Here is a 16,988-nt window from a genome sequence, read left to right as displayed (position 1 = left end):
ATAGCCGTGGTTGACAAATATTACGCTGCAATTTTTGCAGCCGGAGAAACTTTATTGTGTCTGAAGCAATGACGCTCATCGCGCAAATCAGCGATTTACACATCAAGGCCAACGGCCGTTTATCCTACAAAAAAGTCGACACTCAAGCCGCGCTACTGCGGGTGATTGAGACGCTAAACCGCCTTGCGCCGCGCCCCGACATGGTGGTGATGACCGGCGATCTGGTCGATTTCGGCACCGCGGCAGAGTATCAAACGTTAAAGCAGGCGCTGCGTCAGCTGCAGCTGCCGTTTCTGCTGATGGCGGGCAACCACGACGATCGCCAGGCGCTGCGTGCGGCGTTTCCGGATCATCACTATCTGCAGCACGGAGCAACCCTGAACTGGCAGATGCAGGTGAAAGGCGTGCAGCTGCTGGCGCTCGATTCCAGCGTGCCGCAGCAGCCGTGGGGCTATGTGGATGAAGCGCAGCTGCACTGGCTTGATGAGCAGTTGCAGCGCCAGCCGCAGTTGCCGACGCTGGTGATGCTGCATCATCCGCCGTTTCTTTGCGGCATCGAACATATGGATAACCAGCCGCTGCGCAATCCGGCGGCGCTGGCGGCGATTATCCAGCGCCATCCACAGGTGGAACGCGTACTGAGCGGTCATCTGCACCGCTCGGTGCAGGCGCGTTTTGCCGGTACGCTGGCGTGCGTGGCGCCTGGTGTATCGCATCAGGTGGCGTTTGATCTCGCGGAAAATGCACCGGCGAATTTTAAGCTGGAGCCGCCCGGTTTTCTGCTGCATCGCTGGCATGCGCAGCAGGGCATGAGCACGCATTTGTGTGCTATCGGCGATTATCCCGGTCCGTGGCCGTTTTACGATGCCAACGGTTTGATCGATTAGCGCCAGCGTAGAGAAAGAATTGTGTGTGGCTGACAGGATGCTTCGTGCTCAATTTGCGTTGTGGGTGTACAATCGCCCGTTAGCTCACCAGGGCAAGTGCATCCAACTATAACAAGACTGTCAGGCACATATCGATGAATCTATTCACTAAGGTCGGTGCGCTATGCTAACGCGCCTGCGGCCAAAAACTGACCTGCGCACGCTGATCGCGCTGTTGGCGATCACCAGCATCGTCATCACACTTGCCAACACGCTGTACGCCACCTGGCGCGTGCAACGTATGGTCCTGATCGAAAGCACCCTCGAAGCCAATCGCGCTTACGCCACTAAACTGGCGGCGACGACGGAGGTCTTCTTTCAGCTGGCTCAGTCGCAGCTGCACTACAGCGCGACGCAGCTGGGCAATGATTTTGATGATGCCGATTTAGCGCAGCAGGAAGTCAATCGCCTGCGTGAGCAAACTAATAGCTTCAACTCGGTGGCGGTGGTGGACAGCAACGGCATCGTGAAAGCCATTTCACCCGAATCGCTGATGCTGAAAGGCATGCAGCTCACCAGCCAGGCTTCGCGTGAAGCGCTGGCGCAGCGTCAGCCGATGGTCAGCAAACCCAGCATCTCCGCCGCCAATAATTTGATTGTATTTGTCTCCTGGCCGATCTGGAGCAAAGACGGACGTTACCTTGGCTACGTCGGCGGCACCATCTATCTGAAGAAGAAAAGCATCCTCAACGCGCTGCTCGGCGAGCAGTTCTATCGCGATGGCACGCATGTTTACGTGCTGGATCGCAATAATCAGGTGCTGTACCACCAGAATACCCAGCTGATTGGTAAAAGCGTGCCGGGCATCGTTAGCGATCGCCAACGCGAGGAGAAAACCAACGGTGAAGTGCAACTGACGGAAGAGAACGTGCCTAAGCTGGCCGGTTACGCCATCGTGCCCACCACCGGCTGGATGGTGGTGGCGTTGAAACCCACCGATGTGACGCTGGCGCCGCTCACCGGCTTGCTGCTGAAAGTGTTGAAAAACTCCGTGCCATTTGCGCTGCTGACCTTGCTGGTGGCGGTGATTCTGGCGCGTCTGATTGCGCTGCCGCTGTGGCAACTGGCGCGCAAAGCCAGCCAGATGGATTCCCAGGGCGTGTCGAACGAGATTGGCGGCATTCGCGCCTGGTATTTCGAAGCGGCGCAGGTCAAACGCGCGCTGCTCACCGGTATTGGTTTAGTGCAGGATAAGATTGGTCGCCTGAAATCGGAAGTGCAGAGCGATCCCATGACCAATCTGCTTAACCGTCGAGGCCTGAGCGCGGTGCTCGACTACTTCGCCACCATGCGCCAACCGTTCTCGGTGCTGGCGCTGGATATCGATCACTTCAAACGGGTCAACGATACCTTCGGTCATGATGTCGGCGATGAGGTGATTAAACATGTGGCGCGAACCTTACGCAGCAGCGCCCGTCAAACCGATGTGGTGTGCCGTAACGGCGGGGAAGAGTTCCTGATGCTGCTGCCTGCGACGTCGGTGGAAGACGCACGCATTCTGGCCGAGCGCGTGCGCATCAGCATTGCAGAAAACTGGATTGATCAGGTTGGCAATGTCACGCTGTCGGTGGGCATCGCCGACTGGCAGCCGGAAAGTGGTTCGCAGGAGCAGAGCCTCAAGCAGGCCGATGCCGCGCTTTATCAGGCGAAAAATGCCGGACGCAACTGCGTGATGATCTCCGGGCAGGATGCGTTGGTCAGCAGCATTACGCATTAACGCTCCGGGTGCGGCCTGCGCACCCGTTTACCTCAGGCTGACTTCAGATAATCCAGCACGATGTCGTGGTGATTGGAGGTTTTGAAATCGTCGAACACTTTCTCAATTTTGCCGTTGGCATCAATCAGGAAGCTGATGCGGTGAATGCCGTCATAGGTTTTACCCATAAAGGTTTTCTCGCCCCAGACGCCAAACTGCTCGCACACCTGATGATCTTCATCCGATAACAGCGTGAAGTTCAGCAGCTCTTTATCGGCAAAGCGTGACAGCTTCTCCGCTTTGTCGGTGCTGATACCCAGCACAACAACGCCCTCAGTTTTCAACTCATCCATGTTGTCGCGCAGACCGCAAGCCTGCACGGTGCAACCCGGCGTCATGGCTTTCGGATAGAAATAGACCAGAACGCGCTGTCCCTGGAAGTCGGCCAAATTTACTTGTTCGCCGTCCTGATCGGGCAAACTAAATTTCGGTGCGGTATCACCGGCTTTCAGTGGATTCATCACAACTCTCCATTTTTTTACATGCTGTGGGTAATACACCATCAAGAGCAAAAGTGCCAGGTGGTGTTTACCGTCAGGGTTATTTCACCACACGGTTTGCCGCAGCGGCAGAGTGTGTGGCGAAATAACCCGGAGCCTGATTAAACGGTGCTGTTAGCATCGTCGGTGACACTATAAAGACGAATTGAGCCTTGTGCATGCAGTTCTTCGCACAGCTGATTGAAAGCCTGCTCGATGGGCGCACTGAACTGATTGGCCGGGCTGTGCGCCGTTATTTGAATATAGAGCGTCGGTGCCACGTCATCCTGCGCCGGTTTAATTCTGGACACCAGTTCGGCAATATTCATCTGATGTTTATCGAACAGATCGGTGAAGCGCTCAATGATATGCGGTGAATCCGGCACTTCAATCTGCACCCACACGGTGGCGGGCATCGGTGGCGTGGCGCGCGCATTGGTGCGCTTCATTACAATCAGCAACTCCAGCTCGGCACCTTTCATCGGCAGCGTCGATTCAATCAGGGTGATCGCGTTCCAGCTACCGGACAGCAGCATGATAAAAGTGAACTCATCGCCCAGCATTGCTAAACGGCTGTCCTCGATATTGCAGCCGCAGCTGCTGACGTGACGGGTGATGGTATTGACGATACCCGGACGATCAACGCCCAGTGCGGTGATCACCAGATGGTGAGGCTGTGACTGCGACAAAATGGCATTTCCTGTACGTTCGCTAATAACTATAAGGTAAACATAAAAAAAACTGCTGACAAGCGCGGGAATGGCGTGGCTCGCTTGCTTTTCTTTCAATGTAAAACGTAACATGAGGCACTTGTTTGTCGAGGGGATAGCCCATGTTCACCGGAAGTATTGTTGCGCTCATTACGCCAATGAATGAAAAAGGTAATGTCTGCCGCGAAAGTTTGAAAAAACTGATTGATTATCATGTTGCCAGCGGCACCGCGGCGATTGTTTCTGTTGGCACCACCGGCGAATCAGCCACGCTCAGCCATGACGAGCACGGTGATGTGGTTATGCAAACCCTGGAACTGGCGGATGGCCGTATTCCGGTTATAGCCGGCACCGGCGCAAATGCCACGGCTGAAGGCATCTCTCTGACCAAACGCTTTACCGGCAGCGGTGTGGTGGGCTGTTTAACGGTCACGCCTTATTACAACCGTCCGACGCAGGAAGGTCTGTTCCAGCACTTTAAAGCTATTGCGGAAAGTACCGATCTGCCGCAGATGCTGTATAACGTTCCTTCGCGTACCGGTTGCGACATGCTGCCGGAAACCGTCGCGCGTCTGGCCGAAATTAAAAATATTATCGGAATCAAAGAGGCCACCGGGAACTTATCGCGTGTCTCACAGATCCAAGAGCTGGTTAATGATGAGTTCATCATCGTCAGCGGCGATGACGCTACGGCGCTGGACTCCATGCAACTGGGCGGCAAAGGCGTAATTTCGGTCACGGCTAACATTGCAGCGCGTGAAATGGTTGAACTCTGTGCCTTAGCGCAACAGGGCAAATTCGCGGAAGCGCGTCGCCTGAATCAGCGTCTGATGCACCTGCACCAGACGCTTTTCTGTGAACCCAATCCAATCCCGGTGAAATGGGCAGCAAAACAGCTAGGATTAATCGCGGATGACACGCTGCGCTTGCCAATGACGCCACTGACCGAAGCCGGTCAGACGAAAACGGCGCAAGCGCTGATTAAAGCAGGTCTGCGATAATTTAGGGAGAATCAATGAGTTATTCAGTTAAGCGCTCGACGCTGGCAACGGTAGTGGGCCTTTCCACCCTGATGCTGCTCACAGCGTGTTCCAACGATCAGCGTTATAAGCGCCAGGTCAGCGGGGATGAATCTTACCTGCAGGCGCCTGAGCTGCATGATTTAAAAGCTCCCGCGGGCATGATTCTGCCGTTGCAGAATGGGGATTACGATGTTCCGCACAGCGTGGCGAAAGGCGCGGTTGGTAAAGAGCTGGATATTCGTCCGCCAGCCCAGCCGCTGGCGCTGCTGAACGGCACGCGTGCGCAGTTCACCGGTAACACGGGCGTGCTGGCCGTGGAAAGCAGCCGCGGTTCTATCTGGTCGCAGGTTGTGGGTGTGATTCAGTCTTACAAGTTCCCGATTGCCCAGCGTGATGACGCTTCGCAACAGCTGACCACCGATTGGGTGCAGTGGAACCGTGCTGACGAAGATAACCAGTATCGCGGTCGCTATCAGATCAGCGTGCAGAATCAGAGCTATCAGCAAGTGCTGACCGTACGTTTGCTGGAACTGCAGCAGTCTGGTCAAGCCGTTACTTCTCCGGCACAGATTCAACGCTATACCGGCCAGATGTTGAACGACATCAGCACCGGTCTGGATAAAGTCGATTCTGCCAGCCAGGATGCGGCGGCCAACCGTGCCACCGGACAGATTGATGTGCAGAGCGGCGCGGATGACACCGGTTTACCGCTGTTGATTCTGCGCGCACCGTTTAACGTCACCTGGCAGCGTTTGCCAGCGGCGCTGAAACGCGTGGGCATGGAAATCACGGATGACAACCGTTCGCAGGGCAGCCTGAAAGTGACCTACAAACAGCCGGGCAGCGGCGTGTGGGATCAGATTGGCGCCAAAGATCCAGAACTGCCAAACGGCGATTACAAGTTGCAGGTTGGCGATCTGGATAACCGCAGCAGTCTGCAGTTCATCGATCCGAAAGGTCACGTGCTAACCCAGGCGCAGAACGACGCGCTGGTGCAGGTGATTCAAGGTGCGCTGAAATAAATTGCCAAAGGGCCGGAGATTCTCCGGCCTTTTTGTTTTGGATTTGGCATAATAGCGCCCGGCGAAGTAAACGATTGCGTCACGCAATCGGCGCGCGGTGAAACACCGCTGAACACGGGTTCTTTCATGTTTGGAGTTAACAAGATGCAAAAGCGAGCTGAGTTGTATCGCGGTAAAGCGAAAACCGTATACAGCACCGATAATCCGGATCTGCTGGTACTTGAATTCCGCAACGATACGTCAGCAGGAGACGGTGCACGAATCGAGCAGTTTGATCGCAAAGGAATGGTAAACAACAAGTTTAACCATTTCATCATGACCAAATTGCAGGAAGCGGGCATTCCGACCCAGATGGAAGCGCTGCTGTCAGATAACGAAGCGCTGGTGAAAAAGCTGGAGATGGTGCCGGTGGAGTGCGTGGTGCGCAACCGAGCGGCAGGATCGCTGGTAAAACGTCTGGGTGTGGAAGAGGGCATTGTGCTCAATCCACCGCTGTTTGATCTCTTCCTGAAAGATGATGCCAAACACGACCCGATGGTCAACGAATCCTATTGCGAAACCTTCGGCTGGGTGAGCAAAGCGAATCTGGCACGCATGCAAGAGCTGACCTTCAAAGCCAATGATGTGCTGAGTAAACTGTTTGATGACGCAGGTTTGATCCTGGTCGACTTCAAGCTGGAGTTTGGTCTGTTCAACGGCGAAGTGGTGCTGGGTGATGAGTTCTCGCCAGATGGCGCGCGTCTGTGGGACAAAAACACCATGGATAAAATGGACAAAGACCGTTTCCGTCAGAGCCTTGGCGGCCTGGTTGAAGCGTACGAAGAAGTTGCACAGCGTTTGGGTGTGAAGCTGGATTAAGTCCTGTTTGCACCGGCCCGTAGCGGCGCGATTTATCGCGCTCTTTTACGGTCGGTGCACCTTCCAGACATTGCGCGATAAATCGCGCCCCTACAAATTCCTTCCTCCTTTATCACACCGTTTCTCTCATTCTTACCGTGCTGTCACTACAACACTGGTGCTTACCGCTGCCGCCAACTAAAATCATGCCAAACATGTTTAAAGGAGTTAGACCATGCGCTGGCAAGGGCGTCGTGAAAGCGACAATGTAGAAGATCGACGCAATGATTCACCTGGCCTTGGCGGCGGCGGGGGACGGCAAATCCGTATTCCACGCGGCAAAGGCGGCCTTATCTTGCTGGTGGTGGTCGCTGTTGCCGGCTATTACGGCTACGACCTCACCGCGTTATTGGAAGGCGGCGGCGGCAGTGTCGCGCCAACGTCGCAGCAGCGTCAGGTAAACACCGCGCAGAGCAACGAAGATGCCAAATTCACCTCGGTGATTCTGGCAACCACCGAAGATACCTGGAGCAAGCTGTTCCAGCAGATGAACAAACAGTATGTGCCGCCGAAGCTGGTGATGTATCGCGGGGCAACGCGCACCAACTGCGGCACTGGCCAATCGGCGATGGGGCCGTTTTACTGTCCTGCCGATCAAACTGTGTATATCGATTTGTCATTCTACGATGACATGAAAACCAAACTCGGCGCCGGTGGCGACTTTGCGCAAGGCTACGTGATTGCGCACGAAGTGGGGCATCACGTACAAAAGCTGCTGGGCATTGAGCCAAAAGTGCGTCAGATGCAGCAGGGCGCGAGCCAGGCGCAGGCGAATCAGCTGTCGGTGAAAATGGAGCTGCAGGCGGATTGCTTCGCCGGCGTTTGGGGCCATTACATGGAGCAGCAAAACGTTCTGGAAGTGGGCGATCTGCAGGAAGCACTCAACGCGGCTGAAGCGATTGGCGACGATCGTCTGCAGCAGAAAGGTCAGGGCCGCGTAGTGCCGGATAGCTTCACCCATGGCACCTCTCAGCAGCGTTACACTTGGCTGAAACGCGGTTTCGATAGCGGCGATCCTGGCCAGTGCAACACCTTCGCTAGCAAGTGATCTCCCTGGTTGAACAAACGGCGGCGATGCAGCGTGCAGGCATTCGCCGCCTTTGCGTGATAGCGGGTGATGCGGAGTGGGCGCAGCAGCAGGCCACAGGTTGGCACACCGCGCTGCCCGGCGACTGGCTGACGGTGAGCGACAGCACCGATTTCTCGCACGCCGTTGCGCCCGCGGCTTTACGCACCTTGCTGGGGCGTGAATTCCAGCATGCGATATTTGATGCCCGCCGCGGTTTTCACGCCGAAGCTTTTGCAGCACTGGCCGGAACCTTACGCGCGGGCAGCTGGTTATTGCTGTTAACGCCTGATTGGGAACGCTGGCCCAAGCAAACCGATGCCGACAGCTTGCGCTGGGCGGATGTCGCTGAACCGATCGCCACGCCGCACTTTATCCACCATCTGCAATCCCTGATGCGGCAAGACGCGCAGGTGATGTTGCAACGTCAGCATCAAGCGGTGCGTTATCCGGTGGAAACGCATCTGCCCGACTGGCGCTGTCAGGTACCGCAGCAGCAGGCGCGAATCCTTGAACAGCTTGAAGCGATGCCGCCGGGCGTGGCAGTGATCACCGCCGCGCGCGGTCGCGGCAAATCGGCGTTGGCCGGCATGCTGGCGCAGCGCAACCAACACTGTTTAGTCACGGCACCGGCCAAAGTCTCCACGGCGGTGCTGGCAGAATTCGCTGGTGAGCATTTCAGTTTCATGGCTCCCGATGCCGTTCTCGCGCAGGAAGCGACGCCTCAGGCGCAGTGGCTGATTGTCGATGAAGCGGCCGCCATTCCCGCGCCCATCCTGCAACAGCTGGTGCAACGTTTCCCGCGCGTGCTACTTATCACCACCGTGCAAGGTTACGAAGGCACCGGACGCGGCTTTATGCTGCGCTTCTGCGCCACCTTGCCGGATGTGCGCCTCTTCCAGCTCGACGAGCCGTTGCGCTGGTCGCCGAACGATCCGCTGGAGCAATGGCTCAGCCAGGCATTGCTGTTTGAAGATGCGCAGGAGAGCCGCGCAAGCGGTGAGATCGCGATTTATCCGGCAACGCCGGAACACAACATAACGGCGCTGGAAGCGGGCTATCGCCTGCTTGCCAGCGCGCACTATCGCACCTCGCCACTGGATTTGCGGCGCATGCTGGATGCGCCCGGCATGCGTTTTTGGTTGGCGGGTGCAGCCGAACAGGTAACCGGCGCGTTGTGGCTGGTGGAAGAGGGCGGATTGGATCAGCCATTGGCTGACGCGGTGTGGGCCGGTCATCGTCGGCCGCGTGGCAATCTGGTGGCGCAATCGCTGGCGGCCCATGCCGGTTTCGCGCAGGCGGCAACGCTGCGCTCACTGCGCATTAGCCGGATTGCGGTGCAGGCGTTACAGCGTCAGCGTGGGATCGGCAAAGCGCTAGTGGCCACCGCGCGTCAGCAGGCGCAGAATTGTGATTATCTCTCGGTGAGTTTCGGCTACACCGAGTCCTTGTGGCGCTTCTGGCGCGCCTGCGGTTTTACGCTGGTGCGGATTGGCTCGCAGCGCGAAGCCAGCAGCGGCTGCTATGCCGCGATGGCGCTGCTGGCAATCTCGGCGGCAGGTGAAGCGCTACAACAGCAGGCAGCGCAGCGCCTGGCGCGTGATTGGCTGTGGCTGCAAGCGATTATAGATTTACCGTTAACGCTGGTAAGCGATGCCAGCCAGCAGCTAAACGAGGATGACTGGGCGCTGCTGGCCGGCTTTGCCTGGGCGCAGCGCCCGTTCGAAGCCAGCTACGCGGCGCTACAGCGGCTGGTGCGCCAGTCTCCTTCACCGTTGTTGAATGCCATCCTGCTGCAAAAACAGACGCTAACCGATGCCGCGCAACATGCCGGTCTCAGCGGTCGTAAAGCCTTGATAAACCAGCTGCGATCGGAAGCTGGCGCAGCTCTGATTCGCCTCAATCCCGACGCGGCGCGGCGGCTGCGTTCATTGCAATAAATCCATTATCTCGTTCAAATTTTCCCGATATCTCTGTGCCAGCAGCGGCGTATAGTGATTTGAGGAGGATCTTATGGCACTACGATATGTAATTGTTCAGCAACCCAGCAGTGCAGCACAGCTGTTTCTGCTGTATCACGGCATCAACGACAACCCGGATTCGATGGCGCAGATTGGTAGCTGGTTCGCGAAAGCGTTCCCGCAAGCGCTGGTGGTGTCGGTCGGCGCACCTTACGCGGGCAGCGTGCCGCAAGGACGTCAGTGGTTTGCCGATATACCGCCGCACGATCGTTCGGAACAGCAGGGCGTGGATGCGATCATGCCAGAGTTCGTGGCATCGGTGCGTCACTGGCAGCAAGAGAGCGGCGTGCGTGCCGAAGCCACGGCGCTGGTGGGCTTTTCCCAGGGCGGCATCATGGTGCTGGAAGGCATGAAAGCGCAGCCGGATTTGGCGGGACGCGCGATTGTGTTCAGCGGCCGCTATGCCACGTTGCCGTTGCGGGCCAGCACGCGTAACACCATTCATCTGATTCATGGCGATTACGACGAACAAATCCCGCTGCAGCACGCTGAAGAGGCGAAGCAACGTCTGATTTCGTTGGGCGGCGATGTCACGCTGGATGTGGTGGAAGATTTACCGCACGCGATTAACGATCGCAGCATGGAACTGGCGCTGAATCATCTGCGTTATACTGTGCCGCGTCGTTACTTCGATGAGGCGCTGAGCGGTGCGAAGCCGGGCGATGATGATGTGGTGATGATGATGTAGCAGGATGCGTAACGGCGCGAGTTATCGCGCCGTTTGCGATATGACGATTATTTCTTTTTCGGCCAGTCGTCCTCGTCATCCCATTTATCGTTGAAATCACGATGCGGCGGTAACGTCGGTTTGTTGTCCATGAATTTTTTATGGTCGATACGTTTTAGGTCTTTGTAAACGTTCATCAAAATACCAACCATCAGCAGGATCACCAGGATCCACCAGTACTCTTTAAAGAATTCCATCCCCTTTCTCCTTTCGCGCTTAGGCGATCAGCTGTTCCATGATGCGCTGATACATACGGCTCAGCATCTGCAAATCTGACGCTTTCACGCACTCATTGATCTTATGAATGGTGGCGTTCACCGGGCCCAGTTCCACCACCTGCGCACCCATGCGCGCAATGAAGCGCCCATCGGAGGTGCCGCCGGTAGTTAGCAACTGCGGCTTAATTTCATTATAGTGCGCCACAGCGTTCACCACGGCATCCACCAGCTTACCGCGTGATGTCAGGAATGGCTGGCCGGAAACATTCCACTCCAGCGTATAGCGCAGCTGATGACGATCGAGCAGCTCCGCCACGCGATCTTTAATCATCTGATCGGTCAACTGCGTGCTGAAACGGAAGTTGAACTGCACAAAGAATTCGCCAGGAATTACGTTGTTGCTGCCGGTTCCGGCCTGCACGTTGGCGATCTGCATGCTGGTCGGTGGGAAGAATTCGTTGCCTTCATCCCACACGGTTTCTACCAGCTCATTCAGCGCCGGCATGGCGCGATGCACCGGATTATCCGCCAGATGCGGATAGGCTACGTGGCCCTGCACGCCATGAATAGTGAGATTCGCGGTCATCGAGCCGCGACGGCCATTCTTCACCACGTCACCCACAATCTCGGTGCTCGACGGTTCGCCGACCAGGCAATAATCCATGCGTTCGTTGCGCGCCATCAAGCGCTCAACCACTTTCACCGTTCCGTTAACCGCGCTGGCTTCTTCATCGGAGGTAATCAGAAACGCCAGACGACCTTTATGCTGCGGATTAGCGGCCACAAAGCGTTCCGCTGCCACCACCATCGCCGCCAGCGAACCTTTCATATCGGCGGCACCGCGGCCAAAAAGCATGCCGTCGCGGATGCTGGGTTCAAACGGCGGGCTGATCCAGCGGTTGGCGTCGCCTGGCGGCACCACATCGGTATGACCGGCAAACGCCAGCGTTTCGCCCTGGCCGCGCGTTGCCCAAAAGTTCAGCGTATCGCCAATGTGCATTGGCTCAACCGTGAAGCCAATGGCTTCCAGACGCGCAATCAGCAGCGCCTGACAACCGGCATCATCCGGGCTGAGTGACGGGCGACGGATAAGCTGCTGAGCCAGCTCAATAACCGGACAGAACATGTTATGACTTCTCCTGGATAAAGGCGGAATAAAGGGAATCTTTGAAGCCGACCAGCAGATCGCCATTCGGCGCGGCTAACACCGGACGCTTGATGATGGCAGGCTGCGCCAGCATCACCGCTTTGGCGCTGGCGGCATCGTTTACCGCGTCGCGTTCGGCTTCCGGCAGCTTGCGCCACGTGGTACCGCGCGTATTCAGCAGCGCCTCATAACCGAGTTGATCGATAAACGATTGCAGCAGCGCGTCGTCAATGCCCTCCACGCGATAGTCGTGAAAACAGTAGTCGATACCGGAAGACGCTAAATAGTTGCGTGCTTTTTTAATCGTGTCGCAATTTTTAATTCCGTACATCACCCACTGCGCTGTCATCGCTTATTCCCGTTGAGTAAAAAATAAAGCGCGAGTTTACCACAGCGCTCTAAGGGCTGTGAGCGCTGACAGTGAAAGCCGGCCTTATTCACCCATTTTTCATGACCCTTAGGCCGTTATAAATTTTATTACTTAGGGCCAGGAAGCGCTTTCACTTACGCACTTAATAATTGCCTGCGACATCATTAAGCCACTAAGGATTATCCTAAACGCAGATTTCTGCTACCCGATTTAAGTCAGCCATTTTCCCTGCCGCATTATAGAGTTGCTGAAATGTGCGTCAGTACGCAATTTCAAAAGATTGAAGCTTTTCTACGCTTTTGCCGATAGTGATAACAGGTGGAAACGTATTCACCACCAGAAAAAAACGGCGTAGAATTGCCGCTACAATAAGAGAGGGTTTTATGGTCGACACCGAAATGGGAAACTGGAAAGAATTCATCGAAGCGATGTTACGTAAGTAACGCGTGAAGAGAAAAGCAGGGCACTTCCCAACTTGCTGTAATTCTTACCACACACAACAATAAAGCCGCCATGGATGTTCATGGCGGCTTTTTTATTCATTTAACCGCGCGCGATGAATCACGCCGCGACAAGTGTGTGCACTTGATATGCGCGGAACCTGATGTCCGCACAAGCCTTAGCGGCGCAATGGCCTGCTTAATCGTGCGGCTTCTCTTTCAGCGGGAAGCGGCGGCGTACCACCACAAAGAACAGCGGCACAAAGAAAATCGCCAGCACGGTGGCAGAAATCATCCCGCCCATCACGCCGGTACCCACCGCGTGCTGGCTGCCGGAACCGGCACCGCTGCTGATGGCCATCGGCAGCACGCCGAAGATAAACGCCAGCGAAGTCATCAGAATCGGGCGCAGACGCTGACGCGAGGCTTCCAGCGTCGACTCCATCAGCTCGCGGCCTTTACTGTTGATCTCATTGGCGAACTCGACAATCAAAATGGCATTCTTCGCCGACAAGCCAATCACCGTGAGCAAGCCCACCTGGAAATAGACATCGTTCTCCAGCCCGCGCATCCAGGTTGCCACCAGCGCGCCCACCACGCCGAGCGGCACCACCAGCATCACTGAGAATGGAATTGACCAGCTCTCATACAACGCCGCCAGACACAGGAATACCACCAGCAGCGAAATCGCATACAGCGCCGGCGCCTGCGAACCGGATAAGCGCTCCTGATAGGAGGCGCCGGTCCACTGGAAGCCTACGCCCAGCGGCAGCTGCCCAACCAGTTTCTCCATCTCGTCCATCGCGGTACCGCTGCTGACGCCGTTCGCCGCTTCACCGACAATCTCTAGCGCAGAGTAACCGTTGTAGCGCTCCAGACGCGGTGAACCGGTTTGCCAATGGCTGGTGGCGAAGGCAGAGAAGGGCACCATGCTGCCGCTGTTGTTACGCACATACCACTTATTCACGTCTTCCGGCAGCATGCGGAACTCTGCCGCCGCCTGCACGTAGACTTTCTTCACGCGACCGCGATCGAGGAAGTCATTAACGTAGGTTGAGCCCCACGCGGTGGTTAAGGTGTCATTGATGGTGTCCAGCGACACACCAAGCGCCTGCGCTTTGCGCTGGTCGACATCAATCTGCAACTGCGGACTGTCGTCGAGGCCGTTGTGACGTACCCGCGACAGCGCCGGATTGCTGTCAGCCATCTCCAGTAACTTATCGCGCATTGCCATTAGTCGCGTGTGGCCGATGCCACCGTGATCCTGCAGCTCCATATCGAAGCCTGACGAACTGCCCATGCCGGTAATCGCGGGCGGGCTGCTGGCGATAACGCGCGCTTCGTTGATCTTGTGGAAGGCTTTTGTCGCACGCTCGATGATGGCGAAAGAGGTGCGATCGCTGCCCGGACGCTCCTCCCAATCTTTCAAGCGAACGAACAGGCGCGCGACGTTTTGACCGTTACCGCCAGGACCCGCTCCGATGGTGGAGAACACCGAAACCACATTGTCTTTCTCCTGGGTCATATAATAATTCTCGACCTTCGCCACCACGTTCGAGGTTTGTTGCAGCGTCGAACCGGCCGGCAATTGCACCTGCGTCAGGAACACGCCGCGATCTTCCAGCGGCAGGAACGAGGTGGGCAGACGAATAAACAGGAACGCCATCACGCCGATAATCGCCAGATAGAGCAGCAGCCAGCGGCCGCCTTTACGCAGAATTTTGGCGACGCCGCGCTCGTAACGTTCCGCGCTGGCGTTGAAGGTGCGGTTAAACCAGCCGAAGAAGCCACGACGACCGTGATAATGGCCTTGCTCCAGCGGTTTCAGCAGCGTGGAACAGAGCGCGGGCGTCAGAATCATCGCCACCAATACCGACAGCACCATCGCCGAAACGATAGTGATTGAAAACTGGCGATAGATGGCGCCGACGGTGCCGCCGAAGAACGCCATCGGCACAAACACCGCCGACAGCACCAGCGCAATGCCGACTAGCGCGCCCTGAATCTGGCCCATCGATTTACGCGTAGCGGCGCGCGGCGACAGACCTTCCTCGCTCATGATGCGCTCGACGTTTTCCACCACCACGATAGCGTCATCCACCAGCAAGCCGATGGCGAGCACCATGGCGAACATCGTCAGGGTGTTGATGCTGTAGCCGAAGGCGTAGAGCACCGCAAAGGTGCCGAGCAGCACCACCGGCACGGCGATAGTTGGAATTAGCGTGGCACGAAAGTTTTGCAGGAACAGATACATCACAAGGAACACCAGCAGGATCGCTTCCAGCAGGGTCTTCACCACGTCTTTAATCGAGGCCTTAACGAACGGCGTGGTTTCGTAAGCGACTTTGGCTTCCAGCCCGTGCGGAAAGTAATGCGACAGCTCAGCAATACGCTCACGCACCAGTTTGTCGGTGTTCATCTCATTGGCGCCGGAAGCCAGCTTAATGCCGAGCCCCGATGCCGCCTGACCATTGTAGCGGCTGAGGAAGTCATATTTTTCCGCGCCCATCGCCACATCCGCCACATCGCCGAGCGTCACCACCGAGCCGTCGCTGTTGGTTTTCAGCGTCACTGCTTTGAACTGCGCCGGGGTTTGCAGCATCGACTGCGCATTCACCGTGGCGTTGAGCGCTTGCTTGTCCACCGACGGCAATCCGCCTACCTGACCCACCGCTACCTGCGCATTTTGCGATTCAATCGCGCTCACCACGTCTTCGGTGGTCAGCGCGTAGGCAATCAGCTTGTTGGGATCGAGCCAGATACGCATCGCATATTGCGAGCCGTAAGCATCCACCTGGCCGACGCCATCAACACGGCTGAGCGGATCCTGAATGTTACTGGCGACGTAATCTGAAATATCCTGTTTGTCCATGCTTCCGTCGGTAGAGACGAAGGCAATCATCAGGATATTGCTGTCACCGGTTTTATTCACCGTCACACCTTGTGACTGTACCGCCGCAGGCAATTTACGCAGCGCACTTTGCAATTGGTTTTGCACCTGCTGGCGCGCTTCGTCGGGGTTGGTGCCAGCGGTAAAGGTGAGGGTGATCTGGGCCTGGCCGGTGTTGCTGCTGTTGGAGGACATGTACATCAAATTATCGATGCCGGTCATGTTCTGTTCGATAACTTGCGTAACGGTGTTTTCCAGTGTTTCCGCGGATGCGCCGGGATAGTTGGCGGTGATACGCACGTTAGGCGGCGCGAGGTCGGGATATTGCTCAACCGGTAGCGAGACGATCGCCAACGTACCGCACAGGCAGAGCAGAATAGACAGAACCCAGGCAAAAATGGGCCGGTCGATAAAGAAATTCGACATGAAACCGACACTCCTCAACTGCGTATTTTTTACTTTTATTATGATGAGCGCGATGCGCGGACGGCGTCACGCTGGCGGAGTGCAAACTGCTCTCTCGAAAGACTCCTGCTGCAGACACTCTACGCGGCACAAATTAGAGAATCGTGAGTAAATTATGGAGAAAGTGTAAATATAGTGACGGTTTTTTGTGCGCGACTACAGATGTCGGCTTTCGAGCCACAGTACCGTAGCGGCAACGCGCGAACGGACATCCAGCTTGCGCAGCAGGTTGCGAATGTGCACTTTTACCGTCTCTTCGGAGATATGCAAGGTGGCAGCAATTTCCTTATTCGATAAGCCACGCGCCACTTCCTGCAGCACATCCAGTTCGCGTTCGGTGAGCTGTTTGAACGGATTTGTCGTCGGCTGGCGCGTCGCCAGATAATCGGCCACCACCTCGCTAAACACGTTTTCACCTTTAGCGCCGCGCATCACTTGCGCCAGCAGCAGTTCGGGTTCGCTGTCCTTGAGCAGATAGCCATCGGCACCAGCATCCACCATCGCATAAATATCACTGCGCGCATCGGAAACCGTCAGCACCAGAATCCGTGCGGCGATGCCTTCATTACGCAGCGCTTTCAGCGTGTCCAGTCCGGACATGCCTTTCATGTTGAGATCCAGCAGAATGACATCTGGCGACAAACGGCGTGCTTCGGCCAGCGCTTCAGTGCCATTATTGGCTTCCGCTACCACGTCCAGCCGGGGCTCCAGCGCCAGCAACTGGCGAATACCACGGCGCATCAGTGGATGATCGTCAACGATCATAATAGTCAGGGAAGGGTTAGCCATAATATCTCCAGTATCAAAGGCAACTTTCTTTCATTAACGCATC

16 protein-coding genes are annotated in these 16,988 nt (G+C 56.3%); 9 read left to right on the top strand and 7 right to left on the bottom strand.

Features of this window, described 5'->3' with window-relative positions; genetic code table 11:
* Positions 1–56: 56 nt before the first annotated feature.
* Positions 57–887: a phosphodiesterase gene (locus tag AAF463_RS14175; RefSeq protein WP_350260973.1), complete on the top strand. Its 831-nt coding sequence runs from the start codon at positions 57–59 to the stop codon at positions 885–887.
* 163 nt (positions 888–1,050) lie between these two features.
* Positions 1,051–2,643 (top strand): sensor domain-containing diguanylate cyclase, encoded by a 1,593-nt coding sequence (locus AAF463_RS14170; RefSeq protein WP_101763522.1) that lies wholly within the window; start codon positions 1,051–1,053, stop codon positions 2,641–2,643.
* 32 nt (positions 2,644–2,675) lie between these two features.
* Here AAF463_RS14170 and bcp read toward each other — a convergent pair whose 3' ends face one another.
* Together bcp and AAF463_RS14160 are read right to left on the bottom strand one after the other, a co-directional pair.
* Positions 2,676–3,143: a thioredoxin-dependent thiol peroxidase gene (bcp, locus tag AAF463_RS14165; RefSeq protein ID WP_192233049.1), complete on the bottom strand. Its 468-nt coding sequence runs from the start codon at positions 3,141–3,143 to the stop codon at positions 2,676–2,678.
* A gap of 140 nt (positions 3,144–3,283) precedes the next feature.
* Complete coding sequence (locus AAF463_RS14160) at positions 3,284–3,850, bottom strand: glycine cleavage system transcriptional repressor (RefSeq protein ID WP_217548954.1); 567 nt, start codon at positions 3,848–3,850, stop codon at positions 3,284–3,286.
* Positions 3,851–3,993: 143 nt separating this feature from the next.
* Between AAF463_RS14160 and dapA the strand changes: the two genes are divergently transcribed.
* The 6 genes from dapA to ypfH all read left to right on the top strand — a co-directional run bounded on the left by dapA (position 3,994) and on the right by ypfH (position 10,587).
* Positions 3,994–4,872: a 4-hydroxy-tetrahydrodipicolinate synthase gene (dapA, locus tag AAF463_RS14155; protein ID WP_101763525.1), complete on the top strand. Its 879-nt coding sequence runs from the start codon at positions 3,994–3,996 to the stop codon at positions 4,870–4,872.
* A 14-nt stretch (positions 4,873–4,886) separates the two neighbouring features.
* On the top strand, positions 4,887–5,915 hold the full coding sequence (bamC, locus tag AAF463_RS14150) for an outer membrane protein assembly factor BamC (protein ID WP_101763526.1): 1,029 nt from the start codon (positions 4,887–4,889) through the stop codon (positions 5,913–5,915).
* 144 nt (positions 5,916–6,059) lie between these two features.
* Positions 6,060–6,773, top strand: a complete 714-nt coding sequence (purC, locus tag AAF463_RS14145) for a phosphoribosylaminoimidazolesuccinocarboxamide synthase (protein ID WP_007884822.1) — start codon at positions 6,060–6,062, stop codon at positions 6,771–6,773.
* Between the two features lie 214 nt (positions 6,774–6,987).
* Positions 6,988–7,860, top strand: a complete 873-nt coding sequence (locus AAF463_RS14140; protein WP_192233053.1) for a neutral zinc metallopeptidase — start codon at positions 6,988–6,990, stop codon at positions 7,858–7,860.
* Positions 7,861–7,886: 26 nt separating this feature from the next.
* Positions 7,887–9,818: a GNAT family N-acetyltransferase gene (locus tag AAF463_RS14135; RefSeq protein ID WP_350260972.1), complete on the top strand. Its 1,932-nt coding sequence runs from the start codon at positions 7,887–7,889 to the stop codon at positions 9,816–9,818.
* 73 nt (positions 9,819–9,891) lie between these two features.
* Positions 9,892–10,587 carry an esterase gene (ypfH, locus tag AAF463_RS14130; protein WP_101763528.1) on the top strand — a complete coding sequence of 232 codons (696 nt, stop codon included), beginning with the start codon at positions 9,892–9,894 and terminating at the stop codon, positions 10,585–10,587.
* A 47-nt stretch (positions 10,588–10,634) separates the two neighbouring features.
* Here the strand turns inward: ypfH and AAF463_RS14125 are convergent, their stop codons facing one another.
* The 3 genes from AAF463_RS14125 to AAF463_RS14115 are packed head-to-tail and all read right to left on the bottom strand — an operon-like array spanning position 10,635 to position 12,340.
* Positions 10,635–10,823: a YpfN family protein gene (locus AAF463_RS14125; RefSeq protein WP_008108368.1), complete on the bottom strand. Its 189-nt coding sequence runs from the start codon at positions 10,821–10,823 to the stop codon at positions 10,635–10,637.
* 19 nt (positions 10,824–10,842) lie between these two features.
* Positions 10,843–11,970, bottom strand: coding sequence for a succinyl-diaminopimelate desuccinylase (gene dapE, locus AAF463_RS14120; protein ID WP_179449927.1), 1,128 nt, complete (start codon positions 11,968–11,970; stop codon positions 10,843–10,845).
* Between the two features lies 1 nt (position 11,971).
* The gene (locus AAF463_RS14115; RefSeq protein ID WP_101763530.1) at positions 11,972–12,340 is read right to left on the bottom strand and encodes an ArsC family reductase; all 369 of its coding nucleotides are present in this window, start codon (positions 12,338–12,340) and stop codon (positions 11,972–11,974) included.
* A 404-nt stretch (positions 12,341–12,744) separates the two neighbouring features.
* On the opposite strand from AAF463_RS14115, the gene ypfM reads away from it, so the two are divergent.
* Positions 12,745–12,804 (top strand): protein YpfM, encoded by a 60-nt coding sequence (ypfM, locus tag AAF463_RS14110; protein WP_137386901.1) that lies wholly within the window; start codon positions 12,745–12,747, stop codon positions 12,802–12,804.
* A 196-nt stretch (positions 12,805–13,000) separates the two neighbouring features.
* Here ypfM and acrD read toward each other — a convergent pair whose 3' ends face one another.
* Together acrD and AAF463_RS14100 are read right to left on the bottom strand one after the other, a co-directional pair.
* Positions 13,001–16,117 carry a multidrug efflux RND transporter permease AcrD gene (gene acrD, locus AAF463_RS14105; RefSeq protein WP_350260971.1) on the bottom strand — a complete coding sequence of 1,039 codons (3,117 nt, stop codon included), beginning with the start codon at positions 16,115–16,117 and terminating at the stop codon, positions 13,001–13,003.
* A 195-nt stretch (positions 16,118–16,312) separates the two neighbouring features.
* Positions 16,313–16,945 (bottom strand): response regulator, encoded by a 633-nt coding sequence (locus AAF463_RS14100; RefSeq protein WP_101763532.1) that lies wholly within the window; start codon positions 16,943–16,945, stop codon positions 16,313–16,315.
* Positions 16,946–16,988 lie beyond the last annotated feature (43 nt).

Source organism: Pantoea sp. BJ2 (assembly GCF_040255075.1).
GTDB classification, from domain to species: domain Bacteria; phylum Pseudomonadota; class Gammaproteobacteria; order Enterobacterales; family Enterobacteriaceae; genus Pantoea; species Pantoea leporis.
The sequence above is the reverse complement of the archived record's forward strand: the minus strand, read 5'-3'. Positions and strand labels throughout refer to the sequence as shown.